Annotated in this window: 14 protein-coding genes; 8 read left to right on the top strand and 6 right to left on the bottom strand. The window is 61.1% G+C overall.

The features are described from left to right. The first annotated feature begins 90 nt into the window (after positions 1–90). Genes BMZ57_RS00725 through BMZ57_RS00705 form a run of 5 tightly spaced genes read left to right on the top strand, consistent with a single transcriptional unit; the run spans position 91 to position 5,564 of the window. Positions 91–984: a DMT family transporter gene (locus BMZ57_RS00725; RefSeq protein WP_162098521.1), complete on the top strand. Its 894-nt coding sequence runs from the start codon at positions 91–93 to the stop codon at positions 982–984. Between the two features lie 26 nt (positions 985–1,010). Continuing rightward, positions 1,011–2,873: a molybdopterin-synthase adenylyltransferase MoeB gene (moeB, locus tag BMZ57_RS00720; RefSeq protein ID WP_069673239.1), complete on the top strand. Its 1,863-nt coding sequence runs from the start codon at positions 1,011–1,013 to the stop codon at positions 2,871–2,873. 15 nt (positions 2,874–2,888) lie between these two features. Further along, positions 2,889–3,803, top strand: coding sequence for a PLP-dependent cysteine synthase family protein (locus BMZ57_RS00715; protein ID WP_029529061.1), 915 nt, complete (start codon positions 2,889–2,891; stop codon positions 3,801–3,803). 37 nt (positions 3,804–3,840) lie between these two features. Further along, positions 3,841–4,833, top strand: a complete 993-nt coding sequence (locus tag BMZ57_RS00710) for a serine O-acetyltransferase (RefSeq protein WP_010208483.1) — start codon at positions 3,841–3,843, stop codon at positions 4,831–4,833. 2 nt (positions 4,834–4,835) lie between these two features. After that, positions 4,836–5,564 (top strand): alanyl-tRNA editing protein, encoded by a 729-nt coding sequence (locus tag BMZ57_RS00705; protein WP_010208482.1) that lies wholly within the window; start codon positions 4,836–4,838, stop codon positions 5,562–5,564. A 136-nt stretch (positions 5,565–5,700) separates the two neighbouring features. Here BMZ57_RS00705 and prpD read toward each other — a convergent pair whose 3' ends face one another. The 6 genes from prpD to BMZ57_RS00675 all read right to left on the bottom strand — a co-directional run bounded on the left by prpD (position 5,701) and on the right by BMZ57_RS00675 (position 14,068). Further along, complete coding sequence (gene prpD / locus BMZ57_RS00700; protein ID WP_021491519.1) at positions 5,701–7,185, bottom strand: 2-methylcitrate dehydratase; 1,485 nt, start codon at positions 7,183–7,185, stop codon at positions 5,701–5,703. Between the two features lie 119 nt (positions 7,186–7,304). Next, positions 7,305–8,495 (bottom strand): 2-methylaconitate cis-trans isomerase PrpF, encoded by a 1,191-nt coding sequence (gene prpF / locus BMZ57_RS00695; RefSeq protein ID WP_069673240.1) that lies wholly within the window; start codon positions 8,493–8,495, stop codon positions 7,305–7,307. A 9-nt stretch (positions 8,496–8,504) separates the two neighbouring features. Further along, positions 8,505–11,099 carry a Fe/S-dependent 2-methylisocitrate dehydratase AcnD gene (acnD, locus tag BMZ57_RS00690; protein ID WP_010208475.1) on the bottom strand — a complete coding sequence of 865 codons (2,595 nt, stop codon included), beginning with the start codon at positions 11,097–11,099 and terminating at the stop codon, positions 8,505–8,507. Between the two features lie 197 nt (positions 11,100–11,296). Then, a complete protein-coding gene (prpC, locus tag BMZ57_RS00685) occupies positions 11,297–12,424 on the bottom strand; it encodes a bifunctional 2-methylcitrate synthase/citrate synthase (RefSeq protein WP_010208473.1) in 1,128 nt (375 codons plus the stop codon). A 40-nt stretch (positions 12,425–12,464) separates the two neighbouring features. Then, positions 12,465–13,358: a methylisocitrate lyase gene (gene prpB / locus BMZ57_RS00680; RefSeq protein ID WP_021491517.1), complete on the bottom strand. Its 894-nt coding sequence runs from the start codon at positions 13,356–13,358 to the stop codon at positions 12,465–12,467. Beyond that, positions 13,358–14,068 (bottom strand): GntR family transcriptional regulator, encoded by a 711-nt coding sequence (locus BMZ57_RS00675; RefSeq protein WP_021491516.1) that lies wholly within the window; start codon positions 14,066–14,068, stop codon positions 13,358–13,360. Before BMZ57_RS00675 ends, prpB begins: the two co-directional genes overlap by 1 nt. 272 nt (positions 14,069–14,340) lie before the next feature. Between BMZ57_RS00675 and rloA the strand changes: the two genes are divergently transcribed. Genes rloA through BMZ57_RS00660 form a run of 3 tightly spaced genes read left to right on the top strand, consistent with a single transcriptional unit; the run spans position 14,341 to position 17,401 of the window. Next, on the top strand, positions 14,341–14,877 hold the full coding sequence (gene rloA, locus BMZ57_RS00670) for a retropepsin-like aspartic peptidase RloA (protein WP_021491515.1): 537 nt from the start codon (positions 14,341–14,343) through the stop codon (positions 14,875–14,877). 5 nt (positions 14,878–14,882) lie between these two features. Continuing rightward, positions 14,883–16,415, top strand: coding sequence for an osmotic stress tolerance membrane protein RloB (gene rloB / locus BMZ57_RS00665; RefSeq protein ID WP_021491514.1), 1,533 nt, complete (start codon positions 14,883–14,885; stop codon positions 16,413–16,415). Beyond that, positions 16,415–17,401 carry an alpha-L-glutamate ligase-like protein gene (locus tag BMZ57_RS00660; protein ID WP_010208468.1) on the top strand — a complete coding sequence of 329 codons (987 nt, stop codon included), beginning with the start codon at positions 16,415–16,417 and terminating at the stop codon, positions 17,399–17,401. Before rloB ends, BMZ57_RS00660 begins: the two co-directional genes overlap by 1 nt. Positions 17,402–17,441 lie beyond the last annotated feature (40 nt).

Raw genomic sequence — 17,441 nt, 5'->3', positions numbered from 1 at the left:
GAGTTCAATTCTGGCTCAGGGAAGCAATAAACGATGCCAATGTCCGCCGTTCTCGAAAACACCGCCAAGACCAAAACCCAAAAACAGTGGTTGGCCGGGCTGATCACCAGCGTGATGTTCCTGATCGTGTGCCTGAGTTGGGGCACCACGTGGCTGGGGATCAAGATCGCGGTGGAGAGCGTGCCGCCACTGACGTCCGCCGGTCTGCGCTTCCTGATCGCCTTCCCGTTGTTCCTGTGTTTTGCCATGGTGCGTCGCGAGCCGATCCTGTTCCCCCGTGAAAGCCGCTGGTTCTTCGTGTTCGTGACCCTGTCCTACTTCAGCGTGCCCTACTACCTGCTCAATTATGGCGAGATGCACGTGTCGTCCGGCCTTACGGCGCTGCTGTTCAGCTGCATGCCGGTGTTCATCCTGATCTTCTCCGCATTGTTCCTGCGCGAGCGCATCTACCTTTCCCAGGTGGTTGGCATCGGCATCGGTTTCGGCAGCCTCTACATGATCATCAAGAGCCAGGGCCTGCACCTGGACCATGCGGAGTTCTTCGGCGTACTGGCAATCCTCACCGCCGCGATCATGCATGCCCTGTGCTACGTGATTACCAAGCAGAAAGGCAGCGCGATCAGTGTGATCACCTACAACACCCTGCCCATCGGCATTGCCGGGCTGATGCTGTTCGTCGCCGGACTGTGGTTTGAAACGCCGACCTTCGAAGCCATCACTCTCCGTTCCTGGGGCGCGCTGTTCTACCTGGGCCTGGTGGCTTCGGTGGGCGGCTTCATCGTTTACTTCATGCTGCTCAAGCGCTTGAGCCCGATCATCCTGTCGTTTGTGTTCATCATCTTTCCGGTGTTCGCGGTCATCATCGGCGCCTGGTACGAAGGCGTATCGATTTCCCGCGACCTGATGCTGTATTCGGCCATCCTGCTGGCCGGTTTTGCGATCACCAAATTGCCGGTAGAAAAACTCCTGGCCAAGAAAAATTGACCCTTCTACAACCCTGCGAGAGAAACATGGACGTCCTCCGCCCAAAAGCCCTGGAACAGATCTACGCCCACGCCAGCCGCAGCTACCCCGAAGAATGCTGTGGCTTCGTCTTCGCCGACGGCAGCGTGTACCTGGGCAGCAATATCCAGAATGAGCTGCACCGCAAGCACCCCGAGATGTACCCGCGCAGCGCGGCCAACGGCTACACGTTTTCGGTGGCCGACACCCTGCTGATGAACAAGGCGTTTCGCAGCGACAACCCAGTGGTGGTGATCTACCACTCGCACCCGGATGTGGGTGCCTATTTCAGCGACGAAGACCAAGACAAGGCGCTGTTCATGGGTGAGCCGATCTACCCCGTCAGCTACCTGGTGGTCGACGTTCGCCGGGGCCAGGCGCTGGGCTCCAAGCTGTTTGCCTGGGATGGCAAGCATTTCGCTCTTCAACCTTTCAACGACCTGCACACGGAGTTGTCCATGAACGCTGTCTCTTTCCCCGACATTCTGGTTCGCGTGGCCAAGCTGCCGGAATCGACCCTTGAGGGCTCCGGATCGACATTGCGCGAAGTCATTGAAAACCTCTGCAGCAGTCACCCGCAGCTGCGCCCCCACCTGTTTCACGAAAAAAACCACCAGCTCAAGGAGCACTTCCTGTTCACTGCCGAGGAAGCATTGATCGGTGCTGATGACCCACTGCCGGAAAAAGCCAAAATCGAAGTGCTCCTGGCCACGTCCGGCGGCATGGACGTCGACGCGCTGAGTAATGAAGAAGTACAACGCTATGTGCGCCACATCACCCTGCCAGGCGTGGGTCGCGAAGGTCAGTTGAACCTCAAGAAAGCCAAGGTGCTGATCATCGGCACCGGCGGTCTGGGTTCGCCCATCAGCCTTTACCTTGCGGCTGCCGGCGTAGGCACCCTGGGACTGGTGGACTTCGATGTGGTCGAAAGCAGCAACCTGCAACGCCAGATCGTCCACGGCAACAGCACCCTCGGCATGCCCAAGGTGGAATCCGCCAGGCAGCGCTTGCAGGACCTGAACCGCCATATTCAGATCAACGCCCACGACACCGCCCTGAACGCCGACAACGCGCTGGAGCTGGTGGGCGCCTACGACCTGGTGATCGACGGCACCGACAATTTCGATACCCGCTACTTGGTCAACGACGCATGCGTGCAACTGGGTAAGCCCTTGGTGTACGGCGCGATCTACCGCTTCGACGGGCAGATCAGCGTGCTCAACTACAAAGGCGGGCCGTGCTACCGCTGCCTGTTCCCCAGCGCACCGCCTGCAGAACTCGCGCCCAATTGCAGTGCCGGTGGGGTGATCGGCGTGCTGCCCGGTGTGGTCGGGATGATCCAGGCCACCGAGTCCATCAAGCTACTGATCGGTATTGGTGAACCGTTATCCGGCCGTCTGATGCGCTTCGACGCGCTGGCGATGAAATTCAGTGAAATCCGCTTCAAGCGCCGCGCCGACTGCCCGTGCTGCTCAGAGCTGCGCCACAGCCAGACCCGGGCACCGGCCGCCTGCGCAGATGCCATGCCCAGCCCACCGTCGCTGGCCGAAGAGCGCTATATCAAGCCGCAGGTACTCAAACAAGTACTCGAACATCACAGCAGCGCCGATGTGCTGTTGGATGTGCGCGACGCCAGCGAACTGGAAGTGTGCAAATTGCCGGGCGTGGTGCATATCCCGTTGGCCGAGCTGGACGGCCACCTGGACCGCCTCAGCCGGGACAACACCCACTACCTGATTTGCTACGCCGGCACCCGCGCGGAGCAAGCCGCAAGTACCTTGCTGGCAGCCGGTTTCGCCAATACCAAAGTCCTGCAGGGCGGCATGAAGCACTGGGTTCGCGATGTCGAACCCGACATGCCGTTGTATTGAGGCGAGGGCTGAATGATGTTGCATAACTCCATTCTCGACGTGATCGGCCAAACCCCGATCGTGCGCCTGGCGCAGTTTTCCGAAGACCTCGGCATCGAGGTCTACGCCAAGCTTGAGTCCCTTAACCCCGGTGGCAGCCACAAGGCGCGCATCGCCCTGGGCATGATCCTCGACGCAGAGCGCCGGGGCGTGCTGATCCGCGATTCCGGGCAGACCATCATCGAACCCAGTGGTGGCAACACCGGCATCGGCCTGGTGATGGCCGGCAATGTACTGGGCTACAAAGTGGTGTTGGTGATCCCCGATAACTACAGCCCCGAAAAGCAGAAGCTGCTGCGTTTATATGGGGCCAAGGTGGTGCTGTCGGACAGTCGCCTGGGTAACAATTCCCATGGCGAAAAGTGCATGGAACTGCAGCTGGAAAACCCCAGCTACGTGATGCTCAACCAGCAACGCAATGGCGCAAACCCACAGACCCATCGCGACACCACCGCACCGGAAATCCTGCGTGCCTTTGGCGAGAAACGCGCCGACTACTTTGTCTGCGGCATCGGCACTGGGGGGCATATCACCGGCATCGGCGAAACCCTGAAAACCGCCTGGCCGGAGCTGCGCGTCATGGGCGTGGAACCGGAAGAGTGCGACCTGCTGAAAAACCAGCACGCGCCGCATCACATCCAGGGCCTGTCGATCGGTTTGATCCCGAGCATCCTCAACCTGGACGTGATCGACGGCATGCTCAAGGTCTCGCGCCAGGACTGCATCGACATGATGAAACGCATCATGCGCACCGACGCCATCAGCCTGGGCCTGTCGTCCGCCGCCAACATGGTGGCCATCGCCAGGCTCGCCCCCGAACTTCCACCCGAAACGGTGGTGCTGACCATGGTCTACGACAATGCCGACAGCTACCTGCCCGGTTTCGAATAAACGGGTGTCCAGCCAACCAGAATGCGGGGGTGCCCCCATGGGCGGTTTTATCGACATGCAACAGCTGCACGATGAGTTGCTTACCCACCTCATCAAGACCCTCACACCCGCCCAAATGAAACAACTGGAACCGCACCTGGCCCCGCTGATCCAGAACGCCGCCCAGGCGGTGGCTGAGGACCTGATCGCCTATGCCTACCGTGATCCGGCCTCACGCGGCCGCGGCGATTTAATCCTGGAGTCCTACGCCTCGTTCAAGGCGGTACTGTATTATCGTCTGGCGCACCTGGTGTGGCATTTCCCGAACCAGACCAATAGTGTGTTTTCGCGCATTGCCCTCAAGCTGAGCAACCAGGGCAAGGTGCTTTCCGGTGCCGAGATTCACCCAGCGGCACGCATCGGCCGACGCTTCGTGCTGGACCACGGCTACGGCACGGTGATCGGCGAAACCTGCGAGATCGGCAACGACTGCTACATCCTCTGCGGCGTGACCCTGGGCGCCCGAGGCATCGCCAACAACCCCGACGGCAAGCGCCACCCACGCCTGGGCAACAACGTCGAGGTAGGCTCCGGTGCCCGCGTGCTGGGCTATGTGCTGATCGGCGATAACGTGTTTATCAGCCCGTCCTGCGTGATCACCCAGGACGTCCCCGCCGGCACCAAGGTGAAGGTGGTGAACCAGATCCAGCTGCAAAAAAACGATGAATCGGACCACAGCAACTACCTCGGAGCCTTCGCCCTGGAAGAGCGATTGCATGTGGTGGGCGAGATCAACGCCAGCCATAAGGTGACAGTGCTGGACGCCGACTTCCACCCTTTGCCGGGGCTGATGCTGGAGCCCACGGTAAAGGAGCGCCACCACCTGCAATTTCGCTTGCATCGCGTCGAGTCGGGCAGCCATTTACCGCGCTTGCCGCTGAACCTGAAAGTCTGCGGCCCGGAATTTGAAATTACCCTGCTCTCCCCCCCTGGCTTGAGTGCAATGGTGCGCTCCCTGCTGCAAGCCAGCCCACTGATTGTCGGAGGTTGAACATGTCCGTGCACACCATGGAAACCCTGGCGCTGTTCGACAGCGCGCCCTACCAGAATGCCTTCAGCGCCCGGGTGATTGCCGTCAGCGAACACGGCATCGCCCTGGAGCACACGTTGTTCTACCCCACTGGCGGCGGACAGCCAGGCGACACGGGCCATTTCACACTGGCGGACGGTACGCGAGTCGAGGTCACCGGCACTGTGCGCGATCCGGTACTGCGCTCGATCATCTGGCACCAGGTGGAACACTGCCCCACGCAGTTGACTGCAGGCGTACAAGTAGATGCCGGCCTCGATTGGGACCGGCGCTACCAGCACATGAAGATGCACACCTGCCTGCACCTGCTGTGCTCGATCATCGACGCACCGGTCACCGGCTGCAGCATCAGTGCGGACAAGGGCCGACTGGATTTCGACCTGCCGGAAATGACCCTCGATAAAGACAGCATCACCCGCGACCTCAATGCGCTGATCGAACAGGCCCACCCGGTGAAAACCCTGTCGATGCCGGCTTCCGAATACTCGACTCTGCTACAGATCACCCGCACACAGGCCGTGGCCCCGCCGGTGATTCAGGGGTCGGTAAGGGTGATTGAAATCGCCGGCATTGATATCCAGCCGTGTGGGGGCACCCATGTGATCAACACCGAAGAAATCGGCCGGGTGTTCTGCGAGAAGATCGAGAAGAAGAGCAAGCATAACCGCCGGGTAATCCTGCGATTCGAGTGAACACGGTCAACTGTGGGAGGGGGCTTGCCCCCGATTGCAGTCTGTCAGTTGAGGCAGCGGGCACTGCCCCACTGCTATCGGGGGCAGGCCCCCTCCCACATTCATAGGGTTTACACAGATGAATACGGGGTGTCTGCTAGATCACGAACAGGTCCACGAAGCGGTTCACTGGCGTTGCTTCAAGCCGTGCCTGGTCCTTGCACAGTGCAAAAATCTCGGCACTGCGCTGCCCGGTGAACCGCGTCGCCAGGTTGGCCTTGAACTTGTCTTCCAGCAACGGAATGCCCTCCACCCGACGACGGCGATGGCCAATCGGATATTCCACCGCCACCTGTTCCGTGCAGCTACCGTCCTTGAAAAACACCTGCACCGCATTGGCGATGGAACGCTTGTCGGCCTCCAGGTATTCGCGGCTGTAGCGTGGGTCTTCGACGATGACCATCTTGTCGCGCAACTGATCGATGATCGGATGGGCGGCGTGGAATTCGTCTTCGTACTGCTCGGCCACCAGGTTGCCGAACGCCAACGGCACGGCGGTCATGTATTGCAGGCAATGATCGCGGTCAGCGGCGTTGGCCAGTTGGCCGACCTTGGAGATGATGCGAATCGCCGATTCATGGGTGGTAATCACGATGCGGTCGATTTCATGCAGACGATCTTTCACCCATGGATGCAATGTCACCGCTGCTTCGCAGGCCGTTTGCGCATGGAATTCGGCGGGGAAGCTGATTTTGAACAGTACGTTTTCCATCACATAAGTGCCGTAAGGCTGGGACAGGCTGAACGCGCGTCTATCCTCCGGCTTGAGTGCCAGGTCCTTGTTGGTGTGGCTGAACAGCACGTCGTAGAACCCCCACTGCGGCGCGCTCAGTACGCCAGGAATCCCCATCTCGCCACGCATGGCGATATCCGCCAGACGTACGCCGCGGCTCGACGCATCCCCCGCCGCCCAGGATTTTCGCGAGCCGGCATTCGGCGCATGCCGGTAAGTTCGCAATGCCTGCCCATCGACAAACGCATGGGACAAGGCTGCCAGCAATTGCTCACGGTTGGCGCCCATCAGCTTGGCGGTGACAGCCGTGGAGGCGACTTTCACCAGAAGTACATGGTCGAGGCCTACGCGGTTAAAAGAGTTTTCCAGGGCAATTACGCCCTGGATTTCGTGAGCCATGATCATCGCTTCCAGCACCGCGCGCACGGTCAACGGCACGTCGCCATTGGCCACGCGCTTTTGCGACAGATGATCAGCCACAGCGAGGATGCCGCCGAGGTTGTCCGAGGGGTGACCCCATTCGGCAGCGAGCCAGGTGTCGTTGTAGTCAAGCCAACGCACGATGCAGCCGATGTCCCACGCGGCCTTGACCGGATCCAACCGAAACGACGTGCCCGGCACCCGCGCGCCAAACGGCACCACCGTGCCCTCGACGATGGGCCCCAGGTGCTTGGTGCACTCGGGAAAGCGCAGGGCCAACAGGCCACAGCCCAGGGTGTCCATCAAGCAGTTGCGGGCGGTGTCCAGCGCATCCCGGGAGTCGATGCGGTAGTTGAGGACATAGTCAGCAATATCCTGCAGAACCTGGTCGTAGTCCGGGCGGTTGTTCTGGTCGACGTTGGCGCTCATGGCAGTTCTCCAAAAGGTAGGTGGGGTGACAGTCCTCGGGCTAACGGTTGATGGGGTCATGGCCGGTCTGATCGCCAGCCTTGGGATAGAAGCCCCCACTGTGGGAGCAGTATCGAACCTTAGAAAGCGTCGCCGGGAACGCGGACGAAACCTTCCATCAATACGCGCGCGCTGCGGCTCATGATGGCTTTCTTCACCACCCATTCGCCGTTGACCTGAGTGGCTTCAGCGCCCACGCGCAAGGTGCCGGACGGATGCCCGAACCGCACCGCGTTGCGCTCCACACCTCCGGCAGCCAGGTTGACCAAAGTCCCGGAAATCGCCGCCGCTGTGCCAATCGCCACCGCCGCCGTGCCCATCATCGCGTGGTGCAGCTTGCCCATGGACAGTGCGCGCACCAGCAGGTCGACATCCCCGGCATTGATTGCCTTGCCACTGGACGCCACGTAGTCCGCAGGCTTGGCCACGAACGCCACCTTGGGGGTGTGCTGACGCTGGGCGGCTTCGTCCAGGTGTTTGATCAGGCCCATGCGCAAGGCGCCATACGCCCGCACGGTTTCAAACATGGCCAGGGCTTTCGGGTCGCTGTTGATCGCGCCTTGCAGCTCGGTGCCGGTGTAGCCGAGGTCTTCGGCGTTGATGAAGATCGTCGGGATACCAGCGTTGATCAGCGTGGCCTTGAAGGTGCCGACGCCGGGCACTTCCAGGTCGTCGATCAGATTGCCGGTGGGGAACATCGAACCACCGCCGCCCTCTTCTTCCGCCGCCGGGTCCATGAACTCCAACTGCACTTCGGCGGCCGGGAAGGTCACGCCGTCCAGTTCGAAATCACCGGTTTCCTGCACCGCGCCGTCGGTGATTGGCACGTGGGCGATGATGGTCTTGCCGATATTGGCCTGCCACACCCGCACCACCGCCACGCCGTTGTGGGGGACGCGGGCCGGGTCGACCAGGCCGGCGCTGATGGCAAAGGAACCGACCGCCGCCGACAAGTTGCCGCAGTTGCCGCTCCAGTCCACGAAGGGCTTGTCGATGGAGACCTGGCCGAACAGGTAGTCCACGTCATGATCGGTGCGGGTACTTTTGGCCAGGATCACCGTCTTGCTGGTGCTCGATGTCGCGCCGCCCATGCCGTCGATCTGTTTGTCGTAGGGATCGGGGCTGCCGATCACCCGCAACAGCAAGGCGTCGCGCGCAGCACCCGGCACCTGCGCCGATTCGGGCAGGTCCTGGAGGCTGAAAAACACGCCCTTGCTGGTGCCACCACGCATGTAGGTGGCGGGTATCTTGATTTGCGCTACGTGTGCCATGGTGTCCTCTCAGGCCGTCGCCGCCGATTCCAGGAAGTCCTGGGCAAAACGTTGCAACACGCCGCCCGCTTCGTAGATCGACACTTCTTCGGCGGTGTCCAGGCGGCAGGTCACCGGCACTTCGACACGTTCGCCATTCTTGCGGTTGATTACCAGGGTCAACTGCGCACGCGGAGTGCGTGCCCCCACCACGTCATAGGTTTCGCTGCCGTCGATCTTCAGGGTGTGGCGATCCGTGCCTGGCAGGAACTCCAGCGGCAGCACGCCCATGCCCACCAGGTTGGTGCGGTGGATGCGCTCGAAACCTTCGGCGGCAATCGCTTCCACACCGGCCAGGCGCACGCCCTTGGCCGCCCAGTCACGGGACGAGCCTTGGCCGTAGTCGGCGCCGGCGATGATGATCAGTGGCTGCTTGCGCTCCATGTAGGTTTCGATGGCTTCCCACATCCGCGTGACCTGGCCTTCCGGCTCGATCCGCGCCAGGGAACCCTGCTTGACCTTGCCGTTCTCAACCACCATTTCGTTGAACAGTTTCGGGTTGGCGAAGGTCGCGCGCTGCGCGGTCAAATGGTCGCCACGGTGCGTCGCGTAAGAGTTGAAGTCGACTTCCGGCAGGCCCATTTTCGCCAGGTATTCGCCGGCGGCGCTGTCGAGCATGATCGCATTCGACGGCGACAGATGGTCAGTGGTGATGTTGTCCGGCAGCACCGCCAGCGGGCGCATGCCCTTGAGCGGACGGGCACCGGCCAGCGCGCCTTCCCAGTAAGGCGGGCGACGGATGTAGGTGCTTTGCGGGCGCCAGTCATACAGCGGCGCGACTTTCGGGCCGGTGTCTTCGTGGATGGCAAACATCGGGATATACACCGCGCGGAACTGCTCCGGCTTGACCGAGGCCTTGACCACCGCGTCGATCTCTTCGTCGCTCGGCCAGATATCCTGCAGGCGGATTTCCTTGCCGTTGGCGTCGAGGCCGAGCACGTCTTTTTCGATGTCGAAACGGATAGTGCCGGCAATCGCATAGGCCACTACCAGCGGCGGCGAGGCGAGAAAGGCTTGCTTGGCATAGGGGTGGATACGCCCGTCGAAGTTGCGGTTACCCGAAAGCACGGCGGTGGCGTACAGGTCGCGGTCGATGATTTCCTGCTGGATCACGGGGTCGAGCGCACCGGACATGCCGTTGCAGGTGGTGCAGGCAAATGCGACGACACCGAAACCGAGTTTTTCCAGCTCATGACCCAGGCCCGCTTCTTCCAGGTACATGGCCACGGTTTTCGAGCCGGGTGCCAGAGACGATTTGACCCACGGCTTGCGCGTCAGCCCCAGCTTGTTGGCATTGCGCGCCAGCAGGCCGGCGGCAATCACGTTGCGTGGGTTGCTGGTGTTGGTGCAACTGGTGATGGCTGCGATGATCACCGCGCCGTCGGGCATTTGGCCCGGCACTTCATCCCACTGACCGGAAATGCCCTTGGACGCCAGGTCGCTGGTGGCAACGCGGGCATGCGGGTTGCTTGGACCGGCCATGTTGCGCACGACGCTGGACAGGTCGAAAGTGAGGCCGCGCTCGTATTGCGCACCTTTCAGATCATCGGCCCACAGGCCAGTGTGGCGAGCGTATTGCTCCACCAAGGTGACTTGTTCGTCTTCACGGCCGGTGAGCTTGAGGTAGGCGATGGTTTGCTGGTCGATGTAGAACATCGCCGCAGTGGCGCCGTACTCCGGGGCCATGTTGGAAATGGTTGCGCGGTCGCCCAGGGTCAGTGCCGAAGCACCTTCGCCGAAGAACTCCAACCAGGCACCGACCACTTTCTGTTTACGCAAGAACTCAGTCAGCGCCAGCACCATGTCAGTAGCGGTGATCCCCGGCAACAGCTTGCCGGTGAGCTCCACACCAACGCTTTCCGGCAGGCGCATCCATGAGGCGCGGCCGAGCATCACACTTTCCGCTTCCAGGCCGCCGACGCCAATGGCGATCACGCCCAGCGCGTCTACGTGAGGCGTGTGGCTGTCAGTGCCGACGCAGGTGTCCGGGAACGCCACGCCGTCGCGAACCTGGATCACCGGGGACATTTTCTCCAGGTTGATCTGGTGCATGATGCCGTTGCCGGGCGGGATCACGTCGACGTTCTTGAACGCCTTCTTGGTCCACTCGATAAAGTGGAAACGGTCTTCGTTGCGACGGTCTTCAATGGCGCGGTTTTTTTCGAACGCGTCCGGGTCAAAACCACCGGCTTCGACGGCCAGGGAGTGGTCGACGATCAGTTGGGTTGGCACCACCGGGTTCACCTGCGCCGGGTCACCGCCTTGCAGGGCAATGGCATCGCGCAGACCGGCGAGGTCGACCAGGGCGGTCTGGCCGAGGATGTCGTGGCACACCACACGCGCCGGGAACCACGGGAAGTCGAGGTCGCGCTTGCGCTCGATCAGTTGGCTCAGGGACGCGTTGAGGGTGGCCGGGTCGCAGCGACGCACCAGGTTTTCCGCGAGCACGCGGGAGGTGTAAGGCAACGTGGCGTAGGCGCCGGGACTGATTGCATCAACTGCCGCGCGGGCGTCGAAGTAATCCAGGCGGCTGCCGGGAAGCGGTTTGCGGAATTCAGTGTTCATCGTCAGGACTCGGTCACGGTGGTTGCAAAAGGAGCCCACGGATCCTGGGAGGGAATGCGATCAAAAGGTGGGAGCGGGCTTGCTCGCGAAAGCGGTTTAACAGTCGCCATGTGTGTTGAATGACACACCGCTTTCGCGAGCAAGCCCGCTCCCACATTTTTGATCCGGTTTCACCCCGGGATCAGCGGTTTCTCCATTCAGCGACGTTCGATTGGCACGAACTTGCGCTGCTCTACGCCGGTGTATTCGGCGCTTGGACGGATGATGCGATTGTTGGCGCGCTGTTCGAATACATGCGCGGCCCAGCCGGTGAGGCGTGAGCAGACGAAGATCGGGGTGAACAGCTTGGTCGGGATACCCATGAAGTGGTATGCCGAGGCATGGTAGAAGTCGGCATTGGGGAACAGTTTTTTCTGTTCCCACATGGTCTTGTCGATGGCTTCAGAGACCGGGAACAGCACCTTGTCACCCACCTCGTCAGCGAGTTTTTTCGACCAGCCTTTGATCACTTCATTACGCGGGTCGCTGTCTTTGTAGATCGCGTGGCCGAAGCCCATGATCTTGTCCTTGCGCGCCAGCATGCCGAGAGTGCCTTCGACCGCTTCTTCAGCGGATGAGAAGCGCTCGATCATCTCCATCGCCGCTTCGTTGGCGCCGCCGTGCAGCGGGCCACGCAGGGAGCCGATAGCGGCAGTGACGCAGGAATACAGGTCGGACAGGGTCGAAGCACACACCCGCGCGGTAAAGGTCGAGGCGTTGAATTCGTGTTCCGCGTAGAGGATCAACGATACGTTCATGACCTTGACGTGCAACTCGCTCGGCTTCTTGCCGTGCAGCAGGTGCAGGAAGTGGCCGCCGATGGAAGGCTCGTCGGTCACGCAGTCGATGCGTTTGCCGTCGTGGCTGAAGCGGTACCAGTAGCACATGATCGCCGGGAAAGCGGCCAGCAGGCGGTCGGTGACGTCGCGCTGCACACTGAAGTCTTTCTCAGGTTCGATGTTGCCCAGGAACGAACAACCGGTGCGCATCACGTCCATCGGGTGGGCGTCGGCGGGGATGCGTTCCAGGACTTCCTTCAGCGCTTGCGGCAGGTCGCGCAGCTTGCTCAGCTTGGCGCTGTAGGCGGCCAGTTCGGTCTGGGTCGGCAATTCGCCGTACAGCAGCAAGTAGGCGACTTCCTCAAACTGCGCATCGGCGGCCAGTTCGCGCACGTCATAGCCGCGATAGGTCAGGCCGGCACCGGCCTGGCCCACGGTGGACAATGCGGTCTGCCCGGCCACCTGGCCGCGCAGGCCGGCCCCACTCAATACTTTTGCTTCAGCCATGTCGGTTCTCCAATCTTGAATTTATTAGGGAGGCTGTTTGTTACTTCTTGGCTGCAAACAGCGCGTCGAGCTTTTGCTCGAAGGTGTGGTAATCGATGCGATCGTAAAGCTCCATGCGGGTTTGCATGGTGTCGATCACATTCTGTTGGGTGCCGTCGCGACGGATCGCGGTGTAGACGTTTTCGGCGGCCTTGTTCATGGCGCGGAAGGCCGAGAGCGGGTACAGCACGATGGAAACATCGGCAGATTTCAACTGTTCGGTGGTGTACAGCGGCGTGGCGCCGAACTCGGTGATGTTGGCCAGGATTGGCGCTTTCACACGGGACGCGAACAGCTTGTACATCTCAAGTTCAGTGATGGCTTCCGGGAATACCATGTCGGCGCCGGCCTCGATGCAGGCGGCGGCGCGCTCCAGGGCTGATTCCAAACCTTCGACGGCCAGGGCATCGGTGCGCGCCATGATCACGAAGCTGTCATCGGTGCGCGCATCCACGGCGGCCTTGATGCGGTCGACCATTTCCTGCTGGGACACGATTTCCTTGTTCGGACGGTGACCGCAGCGCTTGGCGCCCACCTGATCTTCGATATGGATCGCAGCCGCGCCGAACTTGATCATCGACTTGACGGTGCGCGCCACGTTGAACGCCGAGGAGCCGAAGCCGGTGTCGACGTCCACCAGCAGCGGCAGGTCGCACACGTCGGTGATGCGGCGTACGTCGGTCAGCACGTCATCCAGGCCGGTAATGCCCAGGTCCGGCACGCCGAGGGAACCGGCAGCTACGCCGCCACCCGACAGGTAGATCGCCTTGAACCCGGCGCGTTTGGCCAGCAGAGCGTGGTTGGCGTTGATCGCACCGACCACCTGCAAAGGATGCTCGCTGGCGACCGCGTCACGAAAACGCTGGCCTGGAGTCGTCTTATTATTGGAACTCATCATTCACCTCGTGATTGGGCAGTACCGTCCGGGAAGTGACGGGCAATGTTGCGTTTTGACGCGCCGATATGCCGGCGCATCAACAGTTCGGCCAGTTCACCGTCGCGATCGGCAATCGCGTCAAGAATGCGGTGGTGCTCGGCAAAGGCCTGGCGTGGACGATTGGGGGTGGCGGAAAACTGGATGCGGTACATGCGCACCAATTGGTACAGCTCGCCGCAGAGCATTTGGGTCAGAGTACGGTTACCGGCGCCTTGAATGATCCGGTAATGAAAGTCGAAGTCACCTTCCTGCTGGTAATAACCGAGGCCGGCCTGGAAGGCTTCGTCGCGTTCGTGGGTGTGCAGCACCTGGCGCAGCTCTTCGATTTCCGCGTCGGTCATGCGCTCGGCGGCCAGGCGACAGGCCATGCCTTCGAGGGATTCGCGGATTTCATAGAGTTCGACCAGCTCGGCATGGCTTAACGAAACCACGCGCGCGCCGACATGCGGCACGCGCACCAGCAGGCGCTGGCCTTCCAGGCGGTGAATCGCCTCGCGCAGCGGCCCACGGCTGATGCCGTAGGTGCGCGCCAGTTCCGGCTCGGAAATCTTGCTGCCGGGCGCGATCTCACCCTTGACGATGGCGGCCTGGATACGCCGGAAGACGTTCTCGGACATGGTCTGGGAATCGTCTTGCGCCACCACTGGGGATTCCAGCTGATCCAGCATATTGTCGACACCTTTAAAAGCAATGCCGCAAAAACTAGCCAATCAGCCCTGGATAGTCAAAGAATAAATGCACATTGTCGACAATCGTCTAATAACCGCTGTTGCACTCTTCCAGAGCATGGCCGCCTGCCAGCGCTGGCGCCAAAAAAGCATCATGTTAGAATGCACGCCACTTTTGCCTGACATCGCGAGATGAAACGGCGCACGAGGGAGCTTGCGCAGTAATGCCAGTCGCCTTGAATTGAACATCGCACTGCACCGCCTCGGGATTTATGAGACTCAAGCCCTTCCTTTTATTGACTTGCCTCCTGACCGCACCGGGCCTTGGCGTTGCCGCCGAGAAGACCGTGTATGGCCTCAACGAATATGCCCAACTGGCCGGGATCGACCTGGAAGTCGCCGCCAAACTGGACACCGGTGCCAAGACCGCCTCCCTCAGTGCCCGTGATATCAAGCGCTTCAAGCGCAACGGCGAATCCTGGGTGCGCTTCTACCTGGCCATCGACACCGCCCATTCCCACCCCATCGAACGCCCCCTGGCCCGCGTCAGCAAGATCAAGCGCCGCGCCGGTGACTACGACCCCGATGAGGACAAGAACTACACCGCCCGTCCGGTGATTGCCCTGGATATCTGCATGGGCACTGCTTTACGCAGCATCGAAGTGAACTTGACTGACCGCAGCGCTTTCCAATACCCGCTGCTGATCGGCTCCGAAGCGCTGAAACGCTTTGATGCGCTGGTCGACCCCAGTCTTAAATACGCAGCAGGCAAACCCGCCTGCGCCGCCGACGCTCATACCGCCGAGTAAACCGAATGCGCTCTCTGACCCTGCACCTGAAAATCCTGATCGCCATCCTGGTGGTGCTGGGTATTTCGGTCACCGCTTACCAGATCTTCGTGCTGGGGATCCCCGTCACCGAGGACGCCACCGACGACTTGTGGAACATCGACGCCAAGGTCGAGTTCGTCGCCAGCCCGAAAGACCCGGTGAAGATCCAGATGTTCGTGCCGCCCCTGAGCCGCGACTTCGTCAGCCTCAACGAGAGCTTCATCTCGAACAACTACGGCGTGAGCGTCAACCGCACCGATGGCAACCGCAAGGTGACCTGGTCGGCCCGCCGCGCCAAGGGCAACCAGACCCTGTATTACCGCCTGGTCCTCACCAAGCGTTACAGCGGTGAAAAGGTCAAGATCAAGGGCCCGACCTTCCGCGACAGCATTGCCGTGGAAGGCCCGGAAAAGATCGCTGCCGAAGCCCTGCTGGCGCCGATCCGCCAGCACTCGGCCGACGTCGAGACGTTTATCAGCGAAGCCATCAAGCGCACCAACAACCTCAACGATGACAACGTGAAGCTGTTGCTGGCGGGCGATCCGTCTACGCCGCACAAGGCCAAGATCGTCGAGTTGCTGCTGTCCATCGCCCACGTGCCGGTGGAAAAGGTCCACACCATCCGCCTGGTCGCCGACCAGCCGCAAACCCCGGAACTGTGGCTGCGCAGCTTCAACGGCAATGACTGGCTGTACTTCAACCCGGAAACCGGCGAACAAGGCCTGCCCGCCGACCGCCTGCTGTGGTGGACCGGCGATGAAAACCTGATCACCGTCGATGGCGGCAAGAAAGCCACGGTAACCTTCAGCCTGAACAACAGCGAGATGAACGCCATTCGCCTGGCCAAGCTGACCGACGAGAACACCGACGCCAACTTCCTCGAATACTCGCTGTATGGCCTGCCGCTGCAAACCCAGCAGACCTTCATGATCATGGTGATGATCCCGATCGGCGTGCTGGTGATCCTGGTCCTGCGCAACCTGATCGGCTTGCAGACCCTGGGCACGTTCACGCCGGTGCTGATCGCCCTGGCGTTCCGGGAGACGCAACTGGGCTTCGGGATTGTGCTGTTTACGATTATCACGGCGCTGGGGCTGTCCCTCAGGTCGTACCTGGAACACTTGAAGCTGCAGATGCTGCCAAGGCTGTCGGTGGTGCTGACGTTCGTGGTAGTGCTGATCGCGGCCATCAGCCTGTTCAGCCATAAACTGGGGCTGGAGCGCGGGCTGTCGGTGGCGCTGTTCCCGATGGTGATCTTGACCATGACCATCGAACGCCTGTCGATCACCTGGGAAGAGCGTGGCGCCAACCATGCGCTGAAGGTGGCGATTGGCACGCTGTTCGCCGCGTCCCTGGCGCACCTGATCATGAGCGTGCCGGAGCTGATCTACTTTGTATTCACCTTCCCGGCCATCCTGCTGATTTTGGTGGGCTTCATGCTGGCCATGGGTCGTTATCGCGGCTACCGCTTGACCGAGCTGGTGCGTTTCAAGGCCTTCTTGAAGGCTGACCAGTAATGTTCGGTTTCTGGAAGACCTGGAAGGCGCTGGAAGCGCGGGGAATCATGGGCATCAACCGGCGTAATGCCGACTACGTGCTCAAGTACAACAAGCGCAGCCTGTACCCCATCGTGGATGACAAGATCATCACCAAGGAACGCGCACTGGCCGCCGGCATCCATGTGCCGGAAATGTACGGGGTGATTTCCACCGAGAAGGAAATCGACAAGCTCGACGAGATCATCGGCGGGCGCAGCGATTTCGTGATCAAACCAGCGCAAGGTGCCGGCGGTGACGGCATCCTGGTGGTGGCGGACCGCTTTGAAGGGCGCTATCGAACGGTGTCCGGCAAGATCATCAGCCACGAAGAGATCGAACATCAGATATCCAGCATCCTCACCGGCCTGTATTCACTCGGCGGCCACCGCGACCGCGCGTTGATTGAGTACCGCGTGGTGCCTGACCAGATCTTCAAGAGCATCAGCTATGAAGGCGTGCCGGACATCCGCATTATCGTGCTGATGGGCTACCCGGTGATGGCCATGCTGCGCTTGCCGACCCGTCAATCGGGCGGCAAGGCCAACCTGCACCAAGGCGCCATCGGCGTGGGTGTGGACCTCGCCACGGGCCTGACCCTGCGCGGCACCTGGCTCAACAACATCATCACCAAACACCCCGACACCACCAACGCGGTGGATGGCGTGCAACTGCCCAACTGGGACGGGTTCATGAAGCTTGCGGCGGGTTGCTATGAGTTGTGCGGGCTGGGGTACATCGGGGTGGACATGGTGCTGGACCAGGAAAAAGGTCCGCTGATTCTTGAGCTGAATGCGCGGCCGGGGCTGAATATCCAGATCGCCAACGACTGCGGTTTGACCCTGCGAACTCATGCAGTAGAGGCGCGGCTGGAAGAGCTGAACGCCGCTGGCGTGACGGAAACGCCGGAGGAGCGGGTGAAGTTTGCGCAGGAAATGTTTGGGCATATTCCGCCCGTAGAAGGTTAACGCGACTTTTCATCGCCTTATCCCCGACATCCCCTCTAGG

The sequence above is a fragment of the Pseudomonas simiae genome, from assembly GCF_900111895.1.
Taxonomy (GTDB): domain Bacteria; phylum Pseudomonadota; class Gammaproteobacteria; order Pseudomonadales; family Pseudomonadaceae; genus Aquipseudomonas; species Aquipseudomonas simiae.
This window is presented reverse-complemented; position numbering and strand designations above follow the sequence as displayed.

Coding starts and splice junctions, on each gene's coding strand:
- BMZ57_RS00705 (WP_010208482.1), top strand. CDS start 4,836: ATGTCCGTGCACACCATGGAAACCCTGGCGCTGTTCGACAGCGCGCCC.
- moeB (WP_069673239.1), top strand. CDS start 1,011: ATGGACGTCCTCCGCCCAAAAGCCCTGGAACAGATCTACGCCCACGCC.
- acnD (WP_010208475.1), bottom strand. CDS start 11,099: ATGAACACTGAATTCCGCAAACCGCTTCCCGGCAGCCGCCTGGATTAC.
- BMZ57_RS00660 (WP_010208468.1), top strand. CDS start 16,415: ATGTTCGGTTTCTGGAAGACCTGGAAGGCGCTGGAAGCGCGGGGAATC.
- prpB (WP_021491517.1), bottom strand. CDS start 13,358: ATGAGTTCCAATAATAAGACGACTCCAGGCCAGCGTTTTCGTGACGCG.
- BMZ57_RS00715 (WP_029529061.1), top strand. CDS start 2,889: ATGTTGCATAACTCCATTCTCGACGTGATCGGCCAAACCCCGATCGTG.
- prpF (WP_069673240.1), bottom strand. CDS start 8,495: ATGGCACACGTAGCGCAAATCAAGATACCCGCCACCTACATGCGTGGT.
- rloB (WP_021491514.1), top strand. CDS start 14,883: ATGCGCTCTCTGACCCTGCACCTGAAAATCCTGATCGCCATCCTGGTG.
- BMZ57_RS00710 (WP_010208483.1), top strand. CDS start 3,841: ATGGGCGGTTTTATCGACATGCAACAGCTGCACGATGAGTTGCTTACC.
- prpD (WP_021491519.1), bottom strand. CDS start 7,185: ATGAGCGCCAACGTCGACCAGAACAACCGCCCGGACTACGACCAGGTT.
- prpC (WP_010208473.1), bottom strand. CDS start 12,424: ATGGCTGAAGCAAAAGTATTGAGTGGGGCCGGCCTGCGCGGCCAGGTG.
- BMZ57_RS00675 (WP_021491516.1), bottom strand. CDS start 14,068: ATGCTGGATCAGCTGGAATCCCCAGTGGTGGCGCAAGACGATTCCCAG.
- rloA (WP_021491515.1), top strand. CDS start 14,341: ATGAGACTCAAGCCCTTCCTTTTATTGACTTGCCTCCTGACCGCACCG.